Origin of the sequence: Nitrospira sp. SG-bin1, from assembly GCA_002083365.1 — a bacterium.
In the GTDB taxonomy this organism is placed as follows: Bacteria; Nitrospirota; Nitrospiria; order Nitrospirales; family Nitrospiraceae; genus Nitrospira_D.
On record LVWS01000025.1, the window covers coordinates 64159 to 84648 of the forward strand.

25 protein-coding genes are annotated in these 20490 nt (G+C 55.6%); 19 read left to right on the forward strand and 6 right to left on the reverse strand.

The annotated features are described in order from the left end of the window. Positions 1-13 precede the first annotated feature (13 nt). The 7 genes from A4E19_18515 (at position 14) to A4E19_18545 (ending at position 3983) form a co-directional block, all read left to right on the forward strand. Positions 14-367, forward strand: coding sequence for a hypothetical protein (locus tag A4E19_18515; GenBank protein OQW34452.1), 354 nt, complete (start codon positions 14-16; stop codon positions 365-367). A gap of 152 nt (positions 368-519) precedes the next feature. Beyond that, positions 520-1053 (forward strand): redoxin, encoded by a 534-nt coding sequence (locus A4E19_18520; protein ID OQW34483.1) that lies wholly within the window; start codon positions 520-522, stop codon positions 1051-1053. A gap of 104 nt (positions 1054-1157) precedes the next feature. Further along, on the forward strand, positions 1158-1397 hold the full coding sequence (locus tag A4E19_18525; GenBank protein OQW34453.1) for a hypothetical protein: 240 nt from the start codon (positions 1158-1160) through the stop codon (positions 1395-1397). Between the two features lie 45 nt (positions 1398-1442). Continuing rightward, positions 1443-2045: a hypothetical protein gene (locus A4E19_18530; GenBank protein ID OQW34454.1), complete on the forward strand. Its 603-nt coding sequence runs from the start codon at positions 1443-1445 to the stop codon at positions 2043-2045. Continuing rightward, positions 2042-2866, forward strand: coding sequence for a hypothetical protein (locus A4E19_18535; GenBank protein ID OQW34455.1), 825 nt, complete (start codon positions 2042-2044; stop codon positions 2864-2866). The genes A4E19_18530 and A4E19_18535 overlap by 4 nt, the downstream gene beginning before the upstream one ends. Next, positions 2863-3300, forward strand: a complete 438-nt coding sequence (locus A4E19_18540) for a hypothetical protein (GenBank protein ID OQW34456.1) — start codon at positions 2863-2865, stop codon at positions 3298-3300. Before A4E19_18535 ends, A4E19_18540 begins: the two co-directional genes overlap by 4 nt. Beyond that, positions 3297-3983, forward strand: coding sequence for a hypothetical protein (locus A4E19_18545; protein ID OQW34457.1), 687 nt, complete (start codon positions 3297-3299; stop codon positions 3981-3983). Before A4E19_18540 ends, A4E19_18545 begins: the two co-directional genes overlap by 4 nt. A 264-nt stretch (positions 3984-4247) precedes the next feature. On the opposite strand, the gene A4E19_18550 is transcribed toward A4E19_18545, so the two are convergent. Beyond that, a complete protein-coding gene (locus tag A4E19_18550; protein ID OQW34458.1) occupies positions 4248-4622 on the reverse strand; it encodes a hypothetical protein in 375 nt (124 codons plus the stop codon). Positions 4623-5268: 646 nt separating this feature from the next. Here A4E19_18550 and A4E19_18555 point away from each other — a divergent pair. Continuing rightward, positions 5269-6144, forward strand: coding sequence for a hypothetical protein (locus A4E19_18555; protein OQW34459.1), 876 nt, complete (start codon positions 5269-5271; stop codon positions 6142-6144). Between the two features lie 46 nt (positions 6145-6190). On the opposite strand, the gene A4E19_18560 is transcribed toward A4E19_18555, so the two are convergent. Then, entirely contained in the window at positions 6191-7606 is a 1416-nt protein-coding gene (locus A4E19_18560) for a hypothetical protein (GenBank protein ID OQW34460.1), read from the reverse strand. Positions 7607-7737: 131 nt separating this feature from the next. Here A4E19_18560 and A4E19_18565 point away from each other — a divergent pair, with 131 nt between their 5' ends. The 7 genes from A4E19_18565 (at position 7738) to A4E19_18595 (ending at position 12954) form a co-directional block, all read left to right on the forward strand. After that, positions 7738-10278: a hypothetical protein gene (locus A4E19_18565; GenBank protein ID OQW34461.1), complete on the forward strand. Its 2541-nt coding sequence runs from the start codon at positions 7738-7740 to the stop codon at positions 10276-10278. 7 nt (positions 10279-10285) lie between these two features. Then, the gene (locus tag A4E19_18570; protein OQW34462.1) at positions 10286-10609 is read left to right on the forward strand and encodes a hypothetical protein; all 324 of its coding nucleotides are present in this window, start codon (positions 10286-10288) and stop codon (positions 10607-10609) included. Beyond that, entirely contained in the window at positions 10606-11568 is a 963-nt protein-coding gene (locus A4E19_18575) for a hypothetical protein (protein OQW34463.1), read from the forward strand. Before A4E19_18570 ends, A4E19_18575 begins: the two co-directional genes overlap by 4 nt. Positions 11569-11598: 30 nt before the next feature. Then, entirely contained in the window at positions 11599-11838 is a 240-nt protein-coding gene (locus A4E19_18580; protein ID OQW34464.1) for a hypothetical protein, read from the forward strand. 46 nt (positions 11839-11884) lie between these two features. Next, positions 11885-12172 carry a hypothetical protein gene (locus A4E19_18585; protein OQW34465.1) on the forward strand — a complete coding sequence of 96 codons (288 nt, stop codon included), beginning with the start codon at positions 11885-11887 and terminating at the stop codon, positions 12170-12172. A 72-nt stretch (positions 12173-12244) separates the two neighbouring features. After that, positions 12245-12442 carry a hypothetical protein gene (locus A4E19_18590; GenBank protein OQW34466.1) on the forward strand — a complete coding sequence of 66 codons (198 nt, stop codon included), beginning with the start codon at positions 12245-12247 and terminating at the stop codon, positions 12440-12442. Next, complete coding sequence (locus A4E19_18595; GenBank protein OQW34467.1) at positions 12421-12954, forward strand: hypothetical protein; 534 nt, start codon at positions 12421-12423, stop codon at positions 12952-12954. Before A4E19_18590 ends, A4E19_18595 begins: the two co-directional genes overlap by 22 nt. Positions 12955-12960: 6 nt before the next feature. Here A4E19_18595 and A4E19_18600 read toward each other — a convergent pair whose 3' ends face one another. Together A4E19_18600 and A4E19_18605 are read right to left on the reverse strand one after the other, a co-directional pair. Continuing rightward, positions 12961-14379 (reverse strand): hypothetical protein, encoded by a 1419-nt coding sequence (locus tag A4E19_18600; protein ID OQW34468.1) that lies wholly within the window; start codon positions 14377-14379, stop codon positions 12961-12963. 146 nt (positions 14380-14525) lie between these two features. Continuing rightward, on the reverse strand, positions 14526-14900 hold the full coding sequence (locus A4E19_18605; protein OQW34469.1) for a hypothetical protein: 375 nt from the start codon (positions 14898-14900) through the stop codon (positions 14526-14528). 310 nt (positions 14901-15210) lie between these two features. Here A4E19_18605 and A4E19_18610 point away from each other — a divergent pair, with 310 nt between their 5' ends. After that, positions 15211-15690, forward strand: coding sequence for a hypothetical protein (locus A4E19_18610; GenBank protein OQW34470.1), 480 nt, complete (start codon positions 15211-15213; stop codon positions 15688-15690). Between the two features lie 8 nt (positions 15691-15698). On the opposite strand, the gene A4E19_18615 is transcribed toward A4E19_18610, so the two are convergent. Then, complete coding sequence (locus A4E19_18615; protein ID OQW34471.1) at positions 15699-15920, reverse strand: hypothetical protein; 222 nt, start codon at positions 15918-15920, stop codon at positions 15699-15701. A gap of 24 nt (positions 15921-15944) precedes the next feature. Here A4E19_18615 and A4E19_18620 point away from each other — a divergent pair, with 24 nt between their 5' ends. From A4E19_18620 to A4E19_18630, 3 genes are all read left to right on the forward strand, one after another. Continuing rightward, the gene (locus A4E19_18620) at positions 15945-17021 is read left to right on the forward strand and encodes a hypothetical protein (protein OQW34472.1); all 1077 of its coding nucleotides are present in this window, start codon (positions 15945-15947) and stop codon (positions 17019-17021) included. A 70-nt stretch (positions 17022-17091) separates the two neighbouring features. After that, the gene (locus A4E19_18625) at positions 17092-17898 is read left to right on the forward strand and encodes a hypothetical protein (GenBank protein OQW34473.1); all 807 of its coding nucleotides are present in this window, start codon (positions 17092-17094) and stop codon (positions 17896-17898) included. Continuing rightward, complete coding sequence (locus A4E19_18630) at positions 17895-18692, forward strand: hypothetical protein (protein ID OQW34474.1); 798 nt, start codon at positions 17895-17897, stop codon at positions 18690-18692. The genes A4E19_18625 and A4E19_18630 overlap by 4 nt, the downstream gene beginning before the upstream one ends. Positions 18693-18833: 141 nt before the next feature. On the opposite strand, the gene A4E19_18635 is transcribed toward A4E19_18630, so the two are convergent. Beyond that, positions 18834-19766 carry a hypothetical protein gene (locus A4E19_18635; protein OQW34475.1) on the reverse strand — a complete coding sequence of 311 codons (933 nt, stop codon included), beginning with the start codon at positions 19764-19766 and terminating at the stop codon, positions 18834-18836. Positions 19767-20490: the final 724 nt, after the last annotated feature.

Here is a 20490-nt window from a genome sequence, read left to right on the forward strand (position 1 = left end):
TCCGTCCAATGACATGACGCCTCCTGAACAAGACGACCAGAACGTGCTCCAGCCCCGGGGGAGACAGCGGGTTCGCGTGGACTATCCCGCCTCATTCACGGGCGACGAAGGATCGGGCCATGGAACGGTGACCAATCTCACGATCGCTGGCTGTGAGATCAAAAGTCCTATTCAATTGCCGATCGCGGCGCGGTTGTGTCTCCATGTGCAGCTGCCCGGTGCTCGCCCTCCGATCGTGATCGCTCATGCCATCGTCCGTTGGAGGAACGAAGATCGATTCGGGCTCGAGTTCGTCCGATTTGACGGAGAGGCAAAAGAGCAACTCAAAGACATGCTCAATCAGCGCGAAGACTCCGCCGAGGAGTGAATTCCCTTCTGTCCCGCGGTTGCCGCTCCAAAAATTCCCATGGTAGGATGCACCTGTAGTTCGGGCCTCAGTGATGCCAGTTATGCGGTGAGGGCTTCAACATGATGGAAGGTTTGTGCGAGCATGATTGCGCGGGGAAACGGAGGATCGTCATGAGGCGGATTGTACTGACTTTTGGACTATTGGTCTTCTCGACTCTGTTTACGACGCCGGTTTCTGCAGCGGGTTTATTCCAGGTGGGAGAGAAGGCTCCATCATTCTCCCTCACTGCCCTCTCCGGTGAAACCGTGTCGCTCGATTCCTATACTGGTAAAGTGGTGGTGTTGGGACTCTTTCACATTTGCGAGCCTTGTCTGATACAGGGCAGCGCCTTACAAAAAGTATATGAGTCGACACAAGGCAAGAACGTGGCGGTAGTAGGGGTCAATTCGTCCGGCAATGCGAAGCGAGAGGTCGGCGAATTTTTGTCAGGCTTCCCGGTCAAGGTCACCTATCCCTATCTCTTAGATCCCGGCAAGGTGACGGATAAGTTGTATGGCGGAGGCAAGTTCATTCCCAACGTATATGTGATCGATCAGCATGGAATCATCCGTTGGCAACGCGTCGGCAATATGGATTTGGCGGGAGCCGACGTGATTATCGCAGAGGTGGAAAAGCTGTTGGCAACCGGGAACAAGAAGATGTAGCGAACGGCATCTGCTCTTCTCCGTGCTTGCCGACTAGGTAGCCTATCCATTTGAATCCAAGCATTGACAAGGGTCGAGCCCGTGCGCGGAGAGGAGACGATGTCATGGATGAAATGGAAGAGGGCAAACAGAAGTTCTTGGAAGTGGTGCAAGAAATCGACGGCTCGGTCCAAGTCGTGATTCCCGTGACACCTTCGAACAGCATGTTTTTGATCTCGCTGACGAAGGGGGCGAATCGAAAATTTATCACCGTGCCAGAAGACGACATTATCGACTTGCCTCACGAAGCGAGCATCCGGACGAAAGTCACCAAGACGGTCAAGGACGCCATTGCGGCTCTGTGATCGCCGTGATGACATGAATTCTGTACGATAACCATCGTTTCTGCCATGAAACAAATCTTACCCGGTATCTGGCAATGGTCGTGGTTCTCCGAGGAGAAGCAGCTCGATTTCAACGGGCTGTTTTTGGTCATCGGTGACCATACGATTCTGGTAGACCCGCCTCCGATGACCGGCGAGGCAAGGGCCATCGTCCGGCGACATGAGCCCATCGACTACATTACCCTTACGAACCGGGATCACGTCCGAGAAGCCGCGGCGTATCAGGCCGAGCTGAGGTGTCAGCTCTGGGTTCCGGAAGCCGATGCTTCCCAGATGGATGTGAAACCGACGAAAACCTACAAAGATGGTGAACTATTACCCGGTGGGATTTGGGCCATCCATCTGAAGGATCAGAAGTCGCCGGGTGAGTCGGCATTGTTTATCGAACGGGGGCAAGGCGTGTTGATCGTAGGAGACGCATTGATCGGCAAACCACCCGGTTCCGTGCGTCTCCTTCCTGCCGAGAAATATATGGACATTTCGAAAGCCAAGGAGGAACTTCGTCGGCTCTTACAGTATAAATTCGAAAGTCTTCTTGTCGGAGACGGCGCCTCAATCCTCGTCGGTGGGAAACAGCACGTGGAACAGATCTTGTCAGCGATACCATGACATTACGTAACAGCCCATCCGAAGAGTTGAACCGACAAGGGAACGAACATTTCTCACGAGGGCATTACACGGAAGCCTATGCCTGTTACGCCAAGGCGCTTGAGTATGATCGACTCACCGGTGATCAACGTGCCCTGGTGGCCACGCTCGGTAATTTGGGCAACATCTGCGCAGTCAGCGGACGGCGGGATGCCGCACAGGCACATTATCAGGAGGTTTTGGAATTGCAAAAACTTCTGGGTGATGAGAAAGGCATCGGGACGACGCTGGCAAACTTGGGAAATCTTCGGGCTGATGCGGGTGAATGGGATCGGGCAAGAGCGTATTACCTGGAGGCCCTCGACCTCATGATCAAAACGCATGATGAGCCGGCCCGAGCCGTCCTGTTTTCCGACCTTGGGCTGGTGGCCCGTGAGACCGGTCAGTTTACGGAAGCCATCGAGTGTTACGAACGGTCGTTGGAGCTGATGCGGCGGTTGGGCAACCTGGGCGGTGTGGCGGATGCATGGCGCATGATCGCCCGTACATTCGTGATGCAAGAACGTTACGACGAGGCCGCTGCCTGTTGCCAAACCAGCCAGTCGGTCGCCGAACGGTTACGGGACGAACTTCGTGTCGGTGGCGCGCGATACGTGCTGGCTCAATGTTATGAGGAAATGGGGCGTTTGCAGGATGCCGCAGATCTTCTCGAGCAGGTCGTGGACATGGATCGTAAGTATCGCCTGCCGAAACTTGAAGAAAACACCAAGCGTCTCGCAGCCCTTCGCGCTCGCCTCACCGATTCTAATCAGTGGGGGTCTCGTCGAGGGATACGGGCATGACGCAGCGACCTTCCCCAAGCTGGACCCAACTCAGCGCCGATCTGAAGCGCTCTTTCCCCCAGTTTTACGAATTGGAGCCCGACGGTCCGCTCGTCATGGATCTGGGTGAAGATGGCTGGCTTTTGGAAGTCAGGCCGGACGGGAGAGTCCTGTGCCAGTATGGGGTGGCGATGGATGAGGTAATGGCGCTAATGTCGGAGGGCACGCCGGAGGACTTAGGCACCGATGAAGTCGCGAAACAAGCCAAGTATTTTCTTCAGCCGGCGGTCGCCAAATATCGGGCGCTCCTTCTGCAGTCGGGATTTGTTGAAGAGACCGAAATGACCGACGAGTTTGTGGCGGTCACGTTTGCGCGTGGCACGGACCTGCAGAATCGTGCCAAACTGGACGATCTCCTCCGGTGGTGCCGTAGGCAAATCGGAAGCGGGCCGTGACTCGGCGAATCGCGACATTCGACGAATTTCGTGACGCGGTTACAGCCTATCGATTGCCACGGGTCTTGTTGGCCGCGCTGGAGCTGGATCTCTGTACGGCCATCGGAAAACGATGGTGGACCGTTCCTGGGCTGGCCAAACACATCAAGGTCAGCGAAAGGGGACTCGGCATCCTTTGTCGTAATCTCGCGGCGGCAGGGGTCTTACATAAAAACGGATCACGTTTTAAGAATAGCCGGCTGGGCGCCACGGCGCTGAATGCCAACCATCCCGCCTATCGCGGCGGCTATTTGAATTTGATCGAACGTCATTGGGCGGACTGGCTACGGCTGCCGGAGTCTGTGCGGAGCGGTCTGCCGATCGACCATGATATCCCGGACAGTCCGGACGATCGTCGGCAATTTACGTGGGCCATGCATCACAGGACGTTGGAACTTGCTCCGGCGATCGCGGCTCAGATCTCATTAGCTCGTTCCAAGACATTGTTGGATCTCGGCGGGGGGCCAGGCACCTACGCCATGGCATTCCTCGCAAAAATCCCCAGCTTCACGCCACCGTCTGTGATCGAGAGGCCGCGCTCGAGGTGTCCAAGGAAATCGCCAGCATGCATAAGGCGAGACGACGACTCTCCTATCTCCCACTCGATTTTTCAGAAGAACCTATCCCGGGCGCGTATGATGTGATCTGGTACTCGAACGTGCTGCACATTTATTCTCCGGACCAGAACCGAACTATTTTCCGCCGAGCTCGAGCGGCGTTGAGGCCAGGGGGCCGATTCATCATCCAAGACGCGTTTCTACACGATCGCGAAGGATTGTACCCTGCAGAGGCCAGTTTGTTTGCGGTGTCGATGCTGTTGTTCACGGAAGGCGGGAATACCTATTCAGCATCGGAAACGACGAGATGGCTGAAAGAAGCCGGATTCGTGGGGGTCAAGCCGATCACGCTCAAGAAAGGGACGGAGGACTGGGAGGAAGGGCTTCTGGAGGCATCGGTCCCTGCTCCTCATATAAAAAAGACCGTCCGCCGAACACGATTAAGCAAAGATAGAAAAGCCCGCTGATGCCGCTGGCCATCATGGACGCCACACCCTCTGAATCCTGTGCCAAGACTTGAACGATCGTTGCGATGTCCATTGCCAACCCGACCGTGGCGTAGAAGACGCAAACCGCCGGCGCCCATCGAAGCTGGCGCCAAATCAAAAGAGCGAGTCCAAGAGGAACAAAGATGAAAAAGATGATCTTCCAATCCATGACCGGCGGAGTGGGGCTGCCTTTCGCCGACAAGAGGAAACCTCCCTCAACGATGAGGGTCCCGAGCAACAGAACTAATAGAGGACTCCGCCGCATTCCGTGACTATAGACTGCGAGGAAAAGCTCGGCAATGGGCGCCTTGTGGGCAAGAGTAGGCGAATGGTAGGGTATTTTTCATGGGGACCGATCATTTAGGCAAAGGTCAGTTACCGGGGCAGGCTTGTCTTCTGCTGTATGATGGAGAATGTCGGTTCTGCGTTTCTATAAAGGGGAGGCTTAGCCAATTAGGGATTGGTCGAGCAGGATCCGGCGTCAGATTCATCCCCTATCAGAGCGAAGAGGCCAAAATTGCCTTAGGACGAGATTATCGTCCTGGTCGTCCTGATAGGGCTTTCTTGGTTCAACCTTCAGGGGGAATACTGCAGGGCCTTGACGCGTTTCTTCCTCTTGTCCACCATCTCCCAGGAGGAAAGTCTCTGTTGTGGTGGTTACGGTTTCATTTCGTTAGACGGCTGGTCGACTGGAGCTATCGAATGCTGGCACGCCATCGATATCGGTTGTTCGGCGAATCTAAGTTTCCCGTCGACAAGACTGACGGAAGCTAATTCACTTCAATTTCACACCCCCTCTTTCGAGGGGATTCTGCCTACAGCGGGGAATTTACCAACCATCTACCCTCTTTCAGAATGCGCTCAGCATTTTGGAGGGCAGATATATGTTGTGCAGAACAGTCGCATCGACGAATTGTTCGAGACTCGTTCATGTGGCGGATCGACCGCAGGATGGGGCTTGTCATGATCCTTCGAAGTTTCTGCGTTGTCTATTGACTGTCCTCCTCACTCTCATCACCTTCTCCGCTGCATCTGCCTGGGGTGGAGCACCTACAGGGGGGAAACAGGCGATCGTGGCCGCAGGATTCGGGTACCAGATCGGCGCCCTTTCCTCGATCACGGTCAAAGTCTATGACGCCGAATCAGGCGACATCCTGTCCAATGAAGTTTACGAACTCGCCGTCAAAGAGAGTGAGGGCGTGAGCTCGAACCGGGGGCCGCGCATTTTCGCCGGTGGAGTCGGACTTGGTGCAACCGATCTCTCCAACTTCATATTGCGGGTCTACGATGCCAATACGGGTGTATTTCAATGGGAAGGACGCCTCAATCTTGTGCAGACGGATTGGAAGGCGGGAGGACAGGCCGTTTCGACCGGGCTTCCTCGGCGGGCAACCGTGATGAAGAGACTGGTTGCCGAAACACCGATCGAGCAGCCCGTGTTTCTACTGCGCGCAATGGACGCGGCGACCGGCATGCTTGTGTGGCAGGATGAATTCACGACCGTCCGTGCCGGAATTCCGAGAGCCCACCAGATTGTAGATCGAGCAACTCATCCGGACAGCCCGTCCCTTTTAAATCCACACACCTTCAATTTCAGGATTCGCATGTATGATCCCACCGGAAGCAAAGTTCTGTGGGAGGATCAACTCTTTCAAGCGGATTCCGATGAAGGGCCTGAGCAGTCGCACCGTGATCAGGCCGATATGCTTCCGGCCTGGCCTAATTTGCCTCAGGGAGAGTCCGCGGTCGGATCGATCTAACGGTGCACGTCCGTATGGCTGTCGGCCGGCTAGGAAGGTGACGAACTCACGATCGGTTTCGTTCGAAGCTCTCCAGCCATTGCTGGTGGAATTGTTCGTAGGAGACAAACAGCTTGTTCTGAAGCGCGACAGCTACCGATGACTTGGCTTCGAACGCATTCAGCAGTTCATCAACGCGCGCCATCCCCCATCGCTCAACCAAGTAGCGAGTCGCCGAATTGGCTTCCAAATAGGCCACTATGGAAGCCCCGGCGGGCAATGCGCCCCAAGAGCCTTCCAAATAAGCCAAAGGAATTACCGTGATATCCCCGCTCATGGCCTGATCGAGCTCAGGCCATGGGTCTCCCGCCAATTGCATGGCCAGGCCCTCGTTCAACCAGGTCGGCATCGATCCGATGCTTGTCCCTAGGCGGTCATGGAGCAGGGCATGGACATACTCGTGGCGAAGGACGCTCGCCAACCACTTTCGATCCGTGGTCGCTCCTTGAGTGGGAATTTGAATACGCCCAAGGTGGGGATCATAAAGGCCGTCAGCCCACGCGGGACTTCCCGTTGCCCCTTGAAAGGAATCCTTCGTATGGAGGACGACGATGATGGGTTTCGCGGGGAAATGATTGAACTTCTGTCCGATCTCTCGATACGCGTCTTCAAGAATCTCCAGCACTGCGGTCCAGGTATTCTGGTCTTCCCCACCGTCGAACTTCACCACAAAATGAGGGCTGCTTCGTGTGGTCATGTGGGATTCAACCGACTGAGTCCGGCGAACTTTCGCCGTAACCGCGGCGAGATAGGACTGCAATCCTGGATCCTGCCGCGCTCGGTCGACTGCTTGGCGTAAGTGGTTCGCCGCCTCCTCAAGTTTGTCCTGTTCTTGTAGCAGGTCGGCCATTGCCAAGTGCGGGAATGGTTCCTCCGGCGCCACCTTTATCAATTTCAGCAGAAATGCTTCATCCAACGCGCGATCCCGCTGCTCCCAATAGGCATGGGCGAGATTCATGAGGATCACGGGATTCGACTCGTCAAGATCCGCGGCCCGTTTGAAGGCATGGAGCGAAGCTCGAGTGCCGTTCAATCGTTCCAGCTGCAACCCGAGATTGTTCCACAGGGTTGCGATGTAGGGCTTGGACTTTGCCTCGGACAACACGCTCGGAGGAAGTTCTTTCAACTTCGTTTCGGCGAGCGACAGGTTATGTTTTTCAATTTCATCACGAACGGTCTCCAAGAGGCCCTCATGCGGGCTGTGCGGTACCGTGCTGTGGTCGAGCACGCGAGGGGACGTCATCTCACGTTCGAGAGACCGGCTCTGTGGTGGAGCAGGTGGAGGAGCAACCGGTTCGAGGGTCTCCGCGAACCGCTTCATCGAAGGCGGCTGGGCAGGCCTCAAGAACAGGTTGTATCCGATCACCAACGCCAGACCGGCTGCCAGCGGTATCAGGATATGTCTGATGTTGCGACGATACATGTGCGTGAAACCAAGTGTAGCACCCTAGGAAAAGGTGACCAAGCAATGAGGCAAAACGGACTGCATGTCCGGACTCGAGGTTGTCCGGTTCGTTGAGCGCTAAGAAACGCTGTGCTACGATCCCTCACCATATGCAGGCCTCCACCGAATCGAGTCCGCACCAGCCGTTTCAGGAGTGGCTGGATCGCATCGCGCGGCCGATCGAATTTGCGAGTCGAGACGATTGCGCCCACCTGATGACCATCACAAATCTGAGTACATTCATCTCCTCCCAAGTCCTGTCAGCTCTTCGCCGTGCGGTATATCCCAAAGCTATTGAGGCCCGATTACTCTCATTGCGGGACCTCTTTATCGATTTCCAACCGACCCTTCCTGTCGATGAGCAACGTCGACGATTGCAGGCGGCTGCGTCGCTCATCAAAGCGCTTCGCGGGGCCGACCAACCGACGCCCATCCGGATGACGGATTCTCCGATGCCGGCGTCTTATCACTCCGGCGTGACGGAGACCGGCCGATCCGATCTCTGGAACCTTCCAGTTCGGTTCATCAAAGGCGTCGGGCCCAAGCGTAACGATGTCCTGAAGCGATTGCATATCGTGACGGTGGAGGATGCACTCTGGACCGTTCCATGGCGCTACGAGGACCGATCGGTCATGACACCGATCGGAAATCTCGTTCCGGGTATGAAGGCCTCGATTTGCGGTGTGATACGAACCAGCGAGGCGAAGCGTACAAGAAATCGTCGATTCAGTGTATTGGAAGTCGGTGTCGAAGATTACTCGGGGCGATTGCTGGTGGTGTTCTTCAATCAACCCTATTTGGAGAAGGTGTTCGCGGTGGGGATTCGTGTGATGCTGAACGGGCGGGTGCTGTCAGGTCGACAAGGATGGATGGTTCCGCGCATGGATGTGGCGCAATACGAAATTATCGGGGAGGACACTGAATCGACACTGCACGTCGGGCGAATCGTTCCGATCTATCACGAGACTAAAGGATGGACCTCTCGTCAGATGCGGGTGTTGGTGAAGACTCTGTTGGCGGATCATGGGATGGCGATCCATGACCATTTGCCGGTACCCCTTCGCGCTCGGCAACGGTTGATTCCAATTCACGACGCGCTGCAGAATGCACATTTTCCAAAGGCCGGCACCGACCTCCAGCTCCTGGAGCGAGGAAAGACGGCGGCACACCGACGATTGGCGTTCGAAGAACTTCTGCTGCTCCAACTGGCCTTGGCGGCCAGGCATCGCTCGGTCCACGAAGAGCCGAAGGACCTGCGGTTCAACCTGCGGACACCGCTCTTGCAACGGCTCGGCGGTCTCTTGCCGTTTCACCTCACGACGGCACAGGATCGAGTCATTCGAGAAATATTTCGCGACATGATGTCGCCCCGTCCCATGAATCGTTTGGTGCAAGGCGATGTAGGGTCCGGGAAGACGGCGGTCGCCTTGCATGCACTGGTGATGGCCTGTGGTTCAGGCTATCAGGCCGCCCTGATGGCGCCGACCGAGATTCTCGCGGAGCAGCACTATCGAAACTTGTGCACAATCCTGCAAGCCCTAGGGCTTCACACGATTGTGGTGCGAGGAGGAGAGAAAGCGTCCGTGAAGAAGGCGCAGGGCGAAGCGTTGGCCTCGGGGGACATTCACGTGGCGATCGGAACGCATGCCCTGATTCAACAGGGTGTGCGGTTCAAGAACCTGGGTCTGACGGTGATCGATGAGCAGCACAAATTCGGCGTGCTGCAGCGAAAAACCTTGATCGACAAAGGCTACAAACCCGACGTGCTGGTCTTGACCGCCACCCCCATTCCTCGGACATTGGCGATGACGGTGTACGGTGACCTTGATGTATCGGTGATCGATGCCTTGCCACCGGGACGAAAGCCGGTGCGGACATTTCTTTTCCATGAGGCGCAACGGCGGCGTGCCTATCAGATCGTGCGGGACGAATTAGGTGCCGGACGGCAAGCCTATGTCGTCTATCCACTGGTTGAAGAGTCGGAAAAGACCGATCTCCAGGCCGCCATTCAGGGAGCCGAACAGTTGCAAAACGGGGAATTTCTGGACTTTCGTGTCGGCCTGCTGCATGGGCGTATGAAAGCCGCCGAGAAAGAGTCGGTGATGGCCGACTTTCAGGCGGGAACGATCCAGCTGTTGGTCGCGACGACGGTGATCGAAGTCGGGGTCGATGTGCCGAACGCGACGGTCATCTTGATCGAACATGCCGAGCGGTTTGGTCTTGCACAGCTGCACCAGTTGCGCGGACGAGTGGGGCGGAGCAACCAACAATCCTACTGTCTCTTGATGGCCCGGAAGTTGGGACGGGCAAGGACGCAAGGGGGAAACCCGCCTCCAGGGAGCGAGGAGTCGGTGTCTGCGGCCAGAGAACGCCTGGAGGCGCTCGTCCGGTCAAATGACGGATTCGTGATTGCCGAGGATGATTTGCGAATCAGAGGTCCGGGAGAGTTCTTTGGATTGCGCCAATGGGGAATGCCAGAGTTTCGCGTGGCGAATTTGGTGCGAGACGGCGACCTGTTGCAGCAAGCCAGGCAAGAGGCCTTCTCATTGCTGCAAGCGGATCCAGGATTGAAAGAATCGGCCCATCAGGGCTTGCGTGACGCCATGCTGCGTAAGTGGGAAAAGAAGCTCGAACTTGGTTCAATAAGCTAGGACACCCATGGGATTCTTTCAGCGGATAAAAGATGATTTGCGATCCGGGATCGCGACTCTGCGGCTGGGAACTGTTCATGCAGCCGGCCGTGCCTTGGAAGAGACGGAATTGCTTCGAATCAGGCTGGAACTCCGGAAGATCGACCAGCAACTTTCCGATCTATACAAAGACATCGGCGAGCGGGCCGTCGACATGAAGGAGCGTGGCGAAACGGCGGAACGGGTCGTCTACGACGCCGAGATCGTGCGTCTCGTCAAAGAAGTGGAGATGCTCAAGGAGTCGCGGAAGAAGCTGGAAGCCGACATGGAAGACATTCGGAACGAGCAATGACCGGGCCACCGCATCACACACTCCGCTTGGCTGGTATCGATATCGGCACATTGACCTGTCGGCTCCTCATCGCTGACGTACCGCAAGGTGCTCCCCTCGAAAAACTTCGATCAGACCGGCGCATCCTCCGCTTGGGGGAGGGTGTCGATCAGACGAAACGACTGAGTCCAGCGGCAATGGACCGAGTCATCCAGTCTTTAGGCGAATGGCGGGATATCATTAGCGATTATGGTGTCGAAGCCACTGCGGTTGTGGCGACGAGCGCGGTGCGGGACGCTGAGAATCGCGATGAATTTCTTGAACGGGTCAAACGAGAAGCCGGCTTTGAAGTGGAAATAATTACGGGCGACGAAGAAGCTCGGCGGACGCTACTCGGCATTCGCTCCGGCTTGCCGTCCGGAGTCACAGGCATCCTGGCGCTGGACATTGGCGGCGGCAGTACTGAATTCATTTTTGATCGTCCGGGACAGAAGCTGGTCGCCCGCTCGATCGATATCGGAGTGGTTCGCCTCAGTGAGCGCGTACTGCAACACGATCCTCCGACCAGTGAGGAAGTACACCAAGCAAGGAAATGGGTGATCGGAGAAACAAAAGCCGCTGTTGCTGGCATGGGTGACTATCGATCAGCCACGTTTGTCGGCACGGCCGGCACGATTACCAGTCTAGCCGCCATGGCGCAGAAGCTTCAAACCTACGAATCGACTAGAATTCACAACTATGTGCTGAGGTTGGAATCCATCCGAGATCTTGAGCGGACACTGCTCAGCAGGATGAAGATCGAGCGAGTCGGGTTGCCAGGATTGGAGAAAAACCGCGAAGAAGTCATCGCCGCCGGCGCGATCATTATTCGGACGATTATGGAGACGCTGGGGATGTTCCAGGTGCTGGTCAGCGATTTTGGATTGCGGGAAGGAGTACTGATTGATATGGCAGTGCGAGTGTCCAGAAATAACATCTGAGTCGTTGTTGATGAGCTGGAGGCAGGCCTTATGAGACTTCCCAAGAATCTCTTTCACCTCGGTCTGCTAGTCGCACTGTTGCTGGCTCTCGATGGCTGCGGAAGTGATCAATACTATTTCTCCAAGCCAGGCTTCTCTCAGCAGCAATACGAACAAGACAACTATGAATGCCTACAGGCAGCCCAACAGCCCATGCTCATCACCCCCACACCTGGTATGCCGGCTGGGGGAATGGCTACGAACCAAGGATATTTATTTAGCTTGTTTTAGGGCTAAAGGCTACACCGTTCAGAGTGAAGAAGAGCGTAAGCAAGTCGTGCGTGCAGAGGAGCGTGCATATCATGAACAGCTGCAGCAGAGGGAGCATGAAAAACGGTTGCGTGAGGAGGCGACACGCAAGGAAAGGCAATCCGTATTGGTTGAAAGGCAACGGTTCGAGGCGGAAAAGTCTCGCCAAGTTCAGTCTAAGCCGAAAAGTGGGAAGCAAGTATATAGTTCGGAATATACAGAGAAAGACGTGCCGATGGTTCTAGTTCCCAATGGCGAATTTCTCTATGTATGTTCGCAAATCGGACTTCGGGGTACTCCAGACTTGTTGGCTTAAGAACTGATCGAAGTTGTCCAATGGTGAGGAGTCTTGTACACTTCTTTAGTGCTCTGATCGGAACCTCCCACTATGCAAGATCGTTCCAATCAGCTAGAAGACGAGAGAATTGCAGCCAATTTACGCCGTGCCATCGAGTTGACTGAACTCGGATTAGCGCTGCGTCGGTCGGTGCTGCAACAGGATGAACCTCAGGGTGATGCCATGATAAAAGTCATGCGCGAGATTCGGCACGCAAAAGAGCAGGCATGGCAGCAGAATCGTTCTTAGCGCAGACCCTCTCCACCCTCATCACGGACTTTAATCGACGGGGTATTCCGTACGCGCTGGCCGGAGGTTGGGCGTACAGTGCGTTGGTCGAGCCACGAGCAACGACGGATATCGATATCCTTCTGTTGATGGAACAGCCTTCCCGTGATCGGCTGCAGTCGTTGTTTTCCTCGCTTTTTGATTCAATCATCGTCCATCCAGCCGCCATGGTCTTTCATGGTATTTCGATTTGGCGATGTGTGGGGATTTTGAAAAACCAAGAAGTCGTCATCGATCTGCTCTTGGCTGACTCCGAATACCTGCGGACAGCCCTGTCGCGTCGTCGACTGGTTTTGTTGGACGACTTACCAGTGTCGATTCTGACTGTGGAGGACTTAATCTTACTCAAGACTCTCGCGGGTCGGCTCCAAGATCAGGCTGATCTCGAGAAAATCAGGCTTCGTCAGGACGAACTTCACGTCAATTGGACGTATGTCAGGGAATGGAAAGCAAAGCTGGGCCTTGCCCAGTAACTTGCCCTACTTCTGTGAATACCACCGATAGCCCTTGTTTTCCGTGAATTGCGCTTTCGGCGCGCCGCCGGGCTTTTCGAGTAACAGCACTTTGAAGTCCTGGAGGCCGAACCAGGCGGGATCACCAAGATCATGATAGTGGAGGCCCTGAAGCTTGGGAAGCATATCACCTAACGCCTGTTCCAATTCTTTCTCTGTATAGGCTCGCACCGCAAAGGGTTGGTTGATGGCCTGACAGAATCTTTGAATGGTGTAGGTGGCACCGGTGCAGAGCACCTTCATGTCCGGCTTCAGTCCGAAGAACTGTGGCAGAGAAAGATATCGTTCCTGAAATCCGAGCCAGCGCACCGCCTGCCGCAGGTGGCTGTATTGCACTTCGTATTCCGTATGCCCCGGCAGCTTCACGGGGGCCGGCCATCCGGTCTCAATGCCGAATTCGGTGAGAAACACTCGGCCGCCCGGCTTGAGCACTCGCCACAGCTCGGCGACGAAGCGAATCGGTCCTAAGTTAAAGATCACCGATGCAGGCGGGTCGCTTTCGATCGGGAAGCGAAGCCGTCTGATCCAGCCCAGTGCTTCTTGGTGTTGCGCGGTTTCTCCGACCCCGGATGCGAGTTCGTTCTTGCTTAGCTGCACTGGGGTCATATCGGCCATGTTTTCGTTGTCGATGACGAGATCGATGGACTGATCGGCAAAGGGGAGCGATTCGGCATTGGCCCGGGTGCCCGAGGCGTTCCATCCACCGGCCTTGGCTCGAGAGACTTGAAGGTTGAGGAACGGTTGCGTGATGTCCAGCGACAGGTAGGTAATGCCCTGCCGTTCGAAAGGCAAGAGGTCCTTCCCCAGTTCCTGTGCGACGTAACCAAGACCGCCGCCGATTTCGAGGAGGGTCTTGGGCTTGGGATTGAACCAGCCGAGTCGGCGTAGTTGCCGCATGAGGAGCCGCCCGTAGGTCAAGCCGTTCAGGGCGTCGCTTGGTTCACGGAAGAGATGTGAGACGGTAGTTTCGATGATATCGAAATGGCTGTCATCACCGTGGCATTTGGCCAGCTCATGATGATGGAACTCCTCCAAGTGTGCCTCCCCCTCAAAGCCGTCTTGGCCGGACCAGCCTTCGCGGACTTGTTGTAGAAGGGTGTCCCACTTGGCTTTGTGTCGATGGCCGCCCGGTGCTTCAGTTCCGTAGTAGCAAAGGGAATAGTTTGGCGTGGCCCATCGTTCAAGGTGCCAGGACCCCGGTTGACCGTCGGGCCCGCAGATCTTCGTCCCATATTGTTCCACGAGCATCCCGACTGTCGTATGCCCGTTCATGGCTTTGAGCATGTCGAGGCCGGTGCGGTTCATCCGGATGAGCGGCAGGTTGTCATCAAGCGGAGCAAACCACCATTCGTCCGGGTGATGGTGATAAGCGACGAGGTCGGGCATGTGCCAGGCCAGGAGGTTGAGGGTCTCTCCAGTCAAGCTCCAGGGAGGATGGACAGCGGCAGTGGGTTTCATGACGAGTATTGCTGGGTGGCGAGCTTCAGCAGCCTACAGGAGCGATCACCGATCACGCAAGATGATGAGCGCATCTATAACTGAGGGGATGTTGAGGGATCGTCCGTCACGACCAGTTGACCGCGCATGATGGGATGGATACCGCAGTGATAGGGGTATCGACCCGCCGGCAAGCCTGGCAAGACAAAGTGTCCCCCCGGTGCGACCGTCCCTGAATCGAACAGGCATGGTCGTTCTTCCTTTAGGCAGTCGTTGTGCGTGACGGTATGATGAGTGGGGGTCGGATTATCCCAGCGAATGGGCGTGCCGCTCACCACGGTTGCGGTGGCAGGGACATAATAGGGTGAACCATTCTCCATGAGAATCTGCGTAGCCGGGGTGAGGTCCAGGGTTGGCCCCCCCGCGGCGGCTCCGATCCCTAGGGTAATGGTCAGAATGCGTAGGCGCATCACGTCGTCAGTTCTCCATAATCGGACGGGCTGTTCATAAGAGCCTGGAATGAAGCAGAGGATTCAAGCCCCGTTCTCCTGGCGGTCCTCATCATAGCATGGGATGGAGCCGGACCGCTTAGGCACGCCTGTCATCCGTTCCCCGCATATTGCGCCCATCATTCGGAGGCGAACTTGTTCCTGTTGAATCCTAAGCACGGATGAGCGAGCCCATTGAAAGGAGTCAGGAATTGGGGTGGTTGCAAGAGGCTGTTCGTTCATGCTAGATGGAGGCCGTTGCGCCGCGCTGAAACGAAGAGGAGGAATCGGAATGGCGAATAAGAAGAAAAAAACCGTAGCAAAAAAATCGTCACGGACGAAAAAGGCTACACCGTCGCCGAAGAAAAAGGCGGCAAAAAAAACAGCGGCTAAAAAAACAGTGAAAAAACGTACCGCTGTCAAGGCGTCCAAACCGGCCTCAAAGAAAAAGATCACCAAGAAAGCGGCCGGCAAGTCCATCAAGAAAGCCCCGCCCAAAGCCAATCTACCGGGCGTGGCGGCCAAAAAAGCCGTGGCAGAAGAAGGCGAAGCCCCACGCAAGTCCGTCGCGGTAAAACCCGCCATGCCGATGGAACCGGATGATGCCGATCTCGATGAAGATGAGATGGCCAGCGACGAACTCGAGATGGAAGGCGAAATCGAGGATGATGACGACGTTCAAGAAGAGTTGGATCTCGACGCCGACGATGACGGAGACGAGCTTATCGACAAATCCAACGACTTGTTGGACGACGATTACCGACACAACTGAAAGCCCGGTCATTTTCCGTTTGCCCTGCGCGGTTCCGGCAGATCCTCTTCGATGGAGCAGCTCGTCATAAGAGTGACGGCCGCGAGTGCTGGGTACTCCGCTGTGCTTCCACTGGTCGCTGCTGGGATGCGGTGAATTCCAGCAGCGGTATCTTGTTGCTTCGCGAGCATTCCGTCGATCTCTCCTGCGTCAGCACGGGTTGAATCTTGTTCCACCTCGGCTTCTTTCACGCGCAGATTCCTATGAGAAAGGTCATGCGGATTCGTTCGTATGTGGCTTTGGGGTTTGCCTGCGCCATCGTCATGAATTCGCCTCAAACTGATGCTGCGTGCGTCGCCGAAGCATCCCCGTCCGGAACGGATGCCGGTCTTGTGATCCATCTTCCGCCCAGTTGCACCCTGGCTGAGCGAGAAACCCATGCAGTGCGTGCCGAAACCATCATGGCTGCGATCGCTGATGGGCGTCCCGTGGATCTTCTTGGCGTGATCGTGCGCGGGGACTTGCTCCTCGATCGCCTGGCAGTGCACACGGCGCCGCGTTCGTCGGTGCCGACACCGGAAACATCGGGCCAAGCGGATCGTGGTGATGACAAAGGGCAGCGACGGGTTCGCGAAGCGCTGAGCCTGCGAGAATCCGTGGTGTTGGGGGCAGTACGTCATCGGTCAGTGGACAGCACGATTCGATTTGAGGGGCCTGTGGATTTTGTCCGGTCCCATTTCAAGCAAGGTGTGGATCTCTCCCGGTCGGTGTTCGACGAACCGTTGGACCTTTCCGGAGCCACATTTGACAAAGAAGCTTATTTTGTCCAGGGGGAGTTCACCAAGCAGCTGGATTGTCGTGATGCCAAGTTTGGCCCCAGTACCAGGTTGCATCGGTCCGTGTTTCATGGTCCGGTGAACTGTACCGGCGCGCTGTTCGACGGCATGGCGGAATTTCTTGAAGTGACGTTTGAGCGGCCGGCTGCGTTTGAGCGGTCGAGGTTCGGCATGGGAGCTGGGTTTTCGGGGAGTCGTTTCAGAAGTCGGATCAGCTTTAGTGAAGCGATCTTCAGTCGCGAGACGTTCTTCGCCTTTACGGTCTTTGAAGATGAAGCGATCTTTGCTGGTGCTCAATTTCTAGGGTCGGCAGATTTTTCTAACAGTGAGTTCAGGCGACCAGACGATCTTGCGAAGGCACGTTTCGATCAACCTCCGTCGCTCGCCCAAGCAAAGCGGATCGAATCAGCGCAATCCGTGAATCTGCTGCAAGTCAGTCATGGACAGTATGCTTTCACGTTGGCGTTGCTGGTGATGGCTGCCTTGCTCGTGGCCTATGCCATCAAGCTCAAATGAAAAGCGCGTTTATCCACAATATATAGAATCAGGCTTGCCCGTTACCCCATAAGTTGATATAAACGACGGCGTGGAATCTCATTCCGAAGACTTCGAGCAAACAGAACTCCCGTACCAGGTTCGCATCGAAAATTTCGAGGGACCGCTGGACCTGTTACTGCATCTCATCAAGAAGAATGAGATCAATATCTACGATATTCCCATCGCCATGATTGCCCAGCAATATCTTGGATACCTGGAGGCCATGGAGGAACTTAACCTCAACGTGGCGGGGGATTTTTTGGTCATGGCGGCGACGCTCTTGCAGATCAAATCTAAAATGTTGCTGCCTGCGGATGCGGCGACCGACGACGAGGAGGACGGGCCAGATCCACGTGAGGAACTCGTTCGACGGTTGCTGGAATATAAAGCGTTCAAGGAGGCGGCGCGTCAGCTAGATGACCAAGAGAAGATGTGGCGAGAAACGTTTTGGCGGGAACAAGCGCGTTCCGTCGAAAAGGCCGAGGAGGATCTTCCGCTAGAGAACGTCTCGTTGTTTGATCTCGTTGATGCACTCAAGGAAGTGCTCGATCGGAACCCGGGGAGCAGGCTTATCGAGATCGTTCCCGACAATCTCACCGTTCGTGAGCGGATGAACCTCATCCTGGAAACGCTCGAAGGCAAAGATTCCGTCTCGTTTACGGCGCTGTTCGAGGGATCGAGTCAGCGAGTCGTGATCGTCGTGACGTTTTTGGCGTTGCTTGAACTGATGCGGTTGCGGGTCGCCAGGGTGTTCCAAGCGGAAACCTTCGGGCCGATTTTAGTTTCACGGATGTTCTCATTGGTGCCGGATCCAGCGGAGCTTGACGATGTCGATGTTGAATGGAGGGGAGCATGACGCCACTGACGGCCGATGTGGTTCATGATGTGCCGGAAGCCGACGTGATGAAGATGGAAGAGGCGAATGGGTTGCACCGTGACCAGAGCTTCGATGAGAATCAGGTGCAAGGCCAGGGCGAACTTCAGGCGATTCTGGAAGCACTGCTCTTCGTATCTTCCGAACCGTTGCCCCTGTCGCGTCTTGTGGCGGTGATGGGCAACGTCCCGAAAGGTGAAGTGGAAGAGGCGCTGCGAAAGATCGGTCACGCGCTCGAGCAAGAAGGGCGTGGGGTGCGTCTGGCCGTCGTTGCGGGTGGGTATCGTCTCGTCACGAAGACGGACTATGCGCCTTGGATCAAACGGCTGGACAAGGCCAAGACGGCGGCGAAGCTGTCCAGGTCCGCCTTAGAGTCGCTGGCGATCATTGCCTACAAGCAACCGCTGGTACGGGCGGAAATCGAGGAAATCCGCGGGGTGGAAACCTCCGGCGTCTTACGGACGCTCTTGGAGCGAAAACTGGTGCGGATGGTCGGTCGCAAAGAGGTGCCTGGGCGTCCCATCATGTACGGAACGACGAAATTCTTTCTCGAACATTTCGGTTTGAGCGATCTTTCGCAGCTTCCTCCACTTCGAGAGTTCAAGGAACTGGGTGAAGCGGAACAGGCACTCCTTCCGATGGATGGTAAAGATGTTTCATCCACGGAGGCATCGGTCGAGACGCTCGAGATGAGCGAAGAATCGTCGATAAACGGTGAGCTGCAAACGTCTGTTCCGCTCAATGACATATTGGACCCTCTCCCTACCGTTCAGTAGCCAGCGCAGAGTTTTCCGGAATATCTCAGGTTGTTTGATCGGGGCTGTTGACTATGACGGCAAGGCGGAGAGGAGACCCGTCTTCGGCCTCCACGCCTCAGCTTGAGACGGCACCGCTTTCCTGTCAGATTGCCGAGACAGCTAGGGAGTTGGCTTTTTCTTAGGGGTGGAACTCTTAAGGCGCTGCAGTTCGGCCTCTTGCTCGTCCACTTTCTTCCGGAGTGCCTTCATCTCTTCTTTAAAGGCCTGCAAGTCTGCGTCCTGCTTCTCTGCGGACGGAGCTGGAGTTGTGGGAGGTGGTGGAACAGGCGCTGCGACCGTCGGGGCCGGTTGGGTCATGGAAGCGGGAGCGGAAAGGACTCTCGCCAGCAGTTGATAATCGATGGCGAGCGACCGATCCTCAGACTTTCCCATCCAACTTGATCGATCGTATGCCTCTGGACGCACGGCCGCTTCCGGTAGGAACGTGACTTCACGGTCACGGAGGCCATCCGTATCGGGAAGCGGGCGCGGCTCTTTTTGGCTGGCATTGGATTTTTTCCCAGCGCGATATCGATACTGAGTCAATGTGAAGTGCAATGACAGGCCGTCGGCAAATAAATAGCCTGACGTCGTTTCTCTGTTTTGATTGACCTTTGGCGATTGTGAAATCTCCGGCGTGGAATAGAGGTGGAATCCGACGCGCTGATTGGGAGTCGCTTGGGCGAGAGCGGTGGTGATGTGCGGAGTTAAAAACGCGATCTCATCCTCCGAGAAGGTACGAATATCGTTCAGGTTCGTTGATTTTAAAGCCTTGCCCAGTAGCAATAAGAGGCCGGCTTTTTCTTTCGTGTGGATCCCCCGCAAGATATCCGCGACGGTGGTCTCGGACAATTTGATGGGATGGGAGGCCTGGAAGGAAGTGCCCGAGACCGGTTCAAGGAACACCGTGCCTAGAGGCGCCTCGTGTATGGGTATGGAAGGGTGAGTGCCGGCGCAACCGGTGGCCATGAGGCCAAGATAGCCCAGAAAAAGAACGCTCAGAACGAACATGTAGAGATCGCGTTGAGTGAAGTTCATGGTGCGGCGGTGCATAGGTATAGTTCAAACGAGGCGTAGTGTAACAGGAACATCCGGTAAAAACAAAACGGTCGTCATCTATCAATTATCACTTATCACTTAATTGACATCGTGCTCTGCGGCATAGCGTGGACTTCGCTCATTGGAGGTGAGCGCGAGAAAGTCTCCGAGCCAGAAATAATCTCCCTCGATGTCTTTGTGCAAAGTATCTCCTGCCTCAGGAAAAATTCGGATGGGTCTCCTCATGCGGTGCGAGATGTCTATGGAGTTATGGTGTCCGTTCAGTCAGATGGTGACTGTTTACGGAACGGGATAACGGGAAGACTCGGCTGAAAACGGCTTCCTGTTTCGCTTTGCTGGTGAGTCGCTGCACTGATGGCCACCCGCACGCTTGACGCAGTGAGGAGTCTTGTATACAATCCCGTCGCCTCGCGAGAGGAACCAAGGGAACCAGTTGAATGGCCATTAGGCGCAAGCTGAGCAGTACATCAATCGGTTATGCCCTTCCTATACATCGCAGATTACATACACGTATCCGCTCTAGACTTCCTCTAGTCAGTATCAGAAAGTGTCCATTGGCTCCTGACGTTCTTGAGAAAGGAGGGAGATGAGTCTGTTCATGAGGCAGGTAGTTCGGCGCCACGCCTGCGGTGATGGAGTGAAAAAGCAGTTTATTCTAAAGGCGATATTCGGCGGCCGATCGTACCGGAATAGGGTCGAGACAGGGTCCATCCACGGG

Bases quoted from the DNA above. Each gene is read 5' to 3' on its own strand.
- A4E19_18540 (OQW34456.1), top strand. From the start codon at position 2,863: ATGACGCAGCGACCTTCCCCAAGCTGGACCCAACTCAGCGCCGATCTG.
- A4E19_18635 (OQW34475.1), bottom strand. From the start codon at position 19,766: ATGCACCGCCGCACCATGAACTTCACTCAACGCGATCTCTACATGTTC.
- A4E19_18590 (OQW34466.1), top strand. From the start codon at position 12,245: ATGCAAGATCGTTCCAATCAGCTAGAAGACGAGAGAATTGCAGCCAAT.
- A4E19_18610 (OQW34470.1), top strand. From the start codon at position 15,211: ATGGCGAATAAGAAGAAAAAAACCGTAGCAAAAAAATCGTCACGGACG.
- A4E19_18630 (OQW34474.1), top strand. From the start codon at position 17,895: ATGACGCCACTGACGGCCGATGTGGTTCATGATGTGCCGGAAGCCGAC.
- A4E19_18565 (OQW34461.1), top strand. From the start codon at position 7,738: ATGCAGGCCTCCACCGAATCGAGTCCGCACCAGCCGTTTCAGGAGTGG.
- A4E19_18555 (OQW34459.1), top strand. From the start codon at position 5,269: ATGTTGTGCAGAACAGTCGCATCGACGAATTGTTCGAGACTCGTTCAT.
- A4E19_18560 (OQW34460.1), bottom strand. From the start codon at position 7,606: ATGTATCGTCGCAACATCAGACATATCCTGATACCGCTGGCAGCCGGT.
- A4E19_18535 (OQW34455.1), top strand. From the start codon at position 2,042: ATGACATTACGTAACAGCCCATCCGAAGAGTTGAACCGACAAGGGAAC.
- A4E19_18600 (OQW34468.1), bottom strand. From the start codon at position 14,379: ATGCCCGACCTCGTCGCTTATCACCATCACCCGGACGAATGGTGGTTT.
- A4E19_18575 (OQW34463.1), top strand. From the start codon at position 10,606: ATGACCGGGCCACCGCATCACACACTCCGCTTGGCTGGTATCGATATC.
- A4E19_18580 (OQW34464.1), top strand. From the start codon at position 11,599: ATGAGACTTCCCAAGAATCTCTTTCACCTCGGTCTGCTAGTCGCACTG.
- A4E19_18595 (OQW34467.1), top strand. From the start codon at position 12,421: ATGGCAGCAGAATCGTTCTTAGCGCAGACCCTCTCCACCCTCATCACG.
- A4E19_18605 (OQW34469.1), bottom strand. From the start codon at position 14,900: ATGCGCCTACGCATTCTGACCATTACCCTAGGGATCGGAGCCGCCGCG.
- A4E19_18525 (OQW34453.1), top strand. From the start codon at position 1,158: ATGGATGAAATGGAAGAGGGCAAACAGAAGTTCTTGGAAGTGGTGCAA.
- A4E19_18530 (OQW34454.1), top strand. From the start codon at position 1,443: ATGAAACAAATCTTACCCGGTATCTGGCAATGGTCGTGGTTCTCCGAG.
- A4E19_18570 (OQW34462.1), top strand. From the start codon at position 10,286: ATGGGATTCTTTCAGCGGATAAAAGATGATTTGCGATCCGGGATCGCG.
- A4E19_18520 (OQW34483.1), top strand. From the start codon at position 520: ATGAGGCGGATTGTACTGACTTTTGGACTATTGGTCTTCTCGACTCTG.
- A4E19_18620 (OQW34472.1), top strand. From the start codon at position 15,945: ATGCGGATTCGTTCGTATGTGGCTTTGGGGTTTGCCTGCGCCATCGTC.
- A4E19_18515 (OQW34452.1), top strand. From the start codon at position 14: ATGACGCCTCCTGAACAAGACGACCAGAACGTGCTCCAGCCCCGGGGG.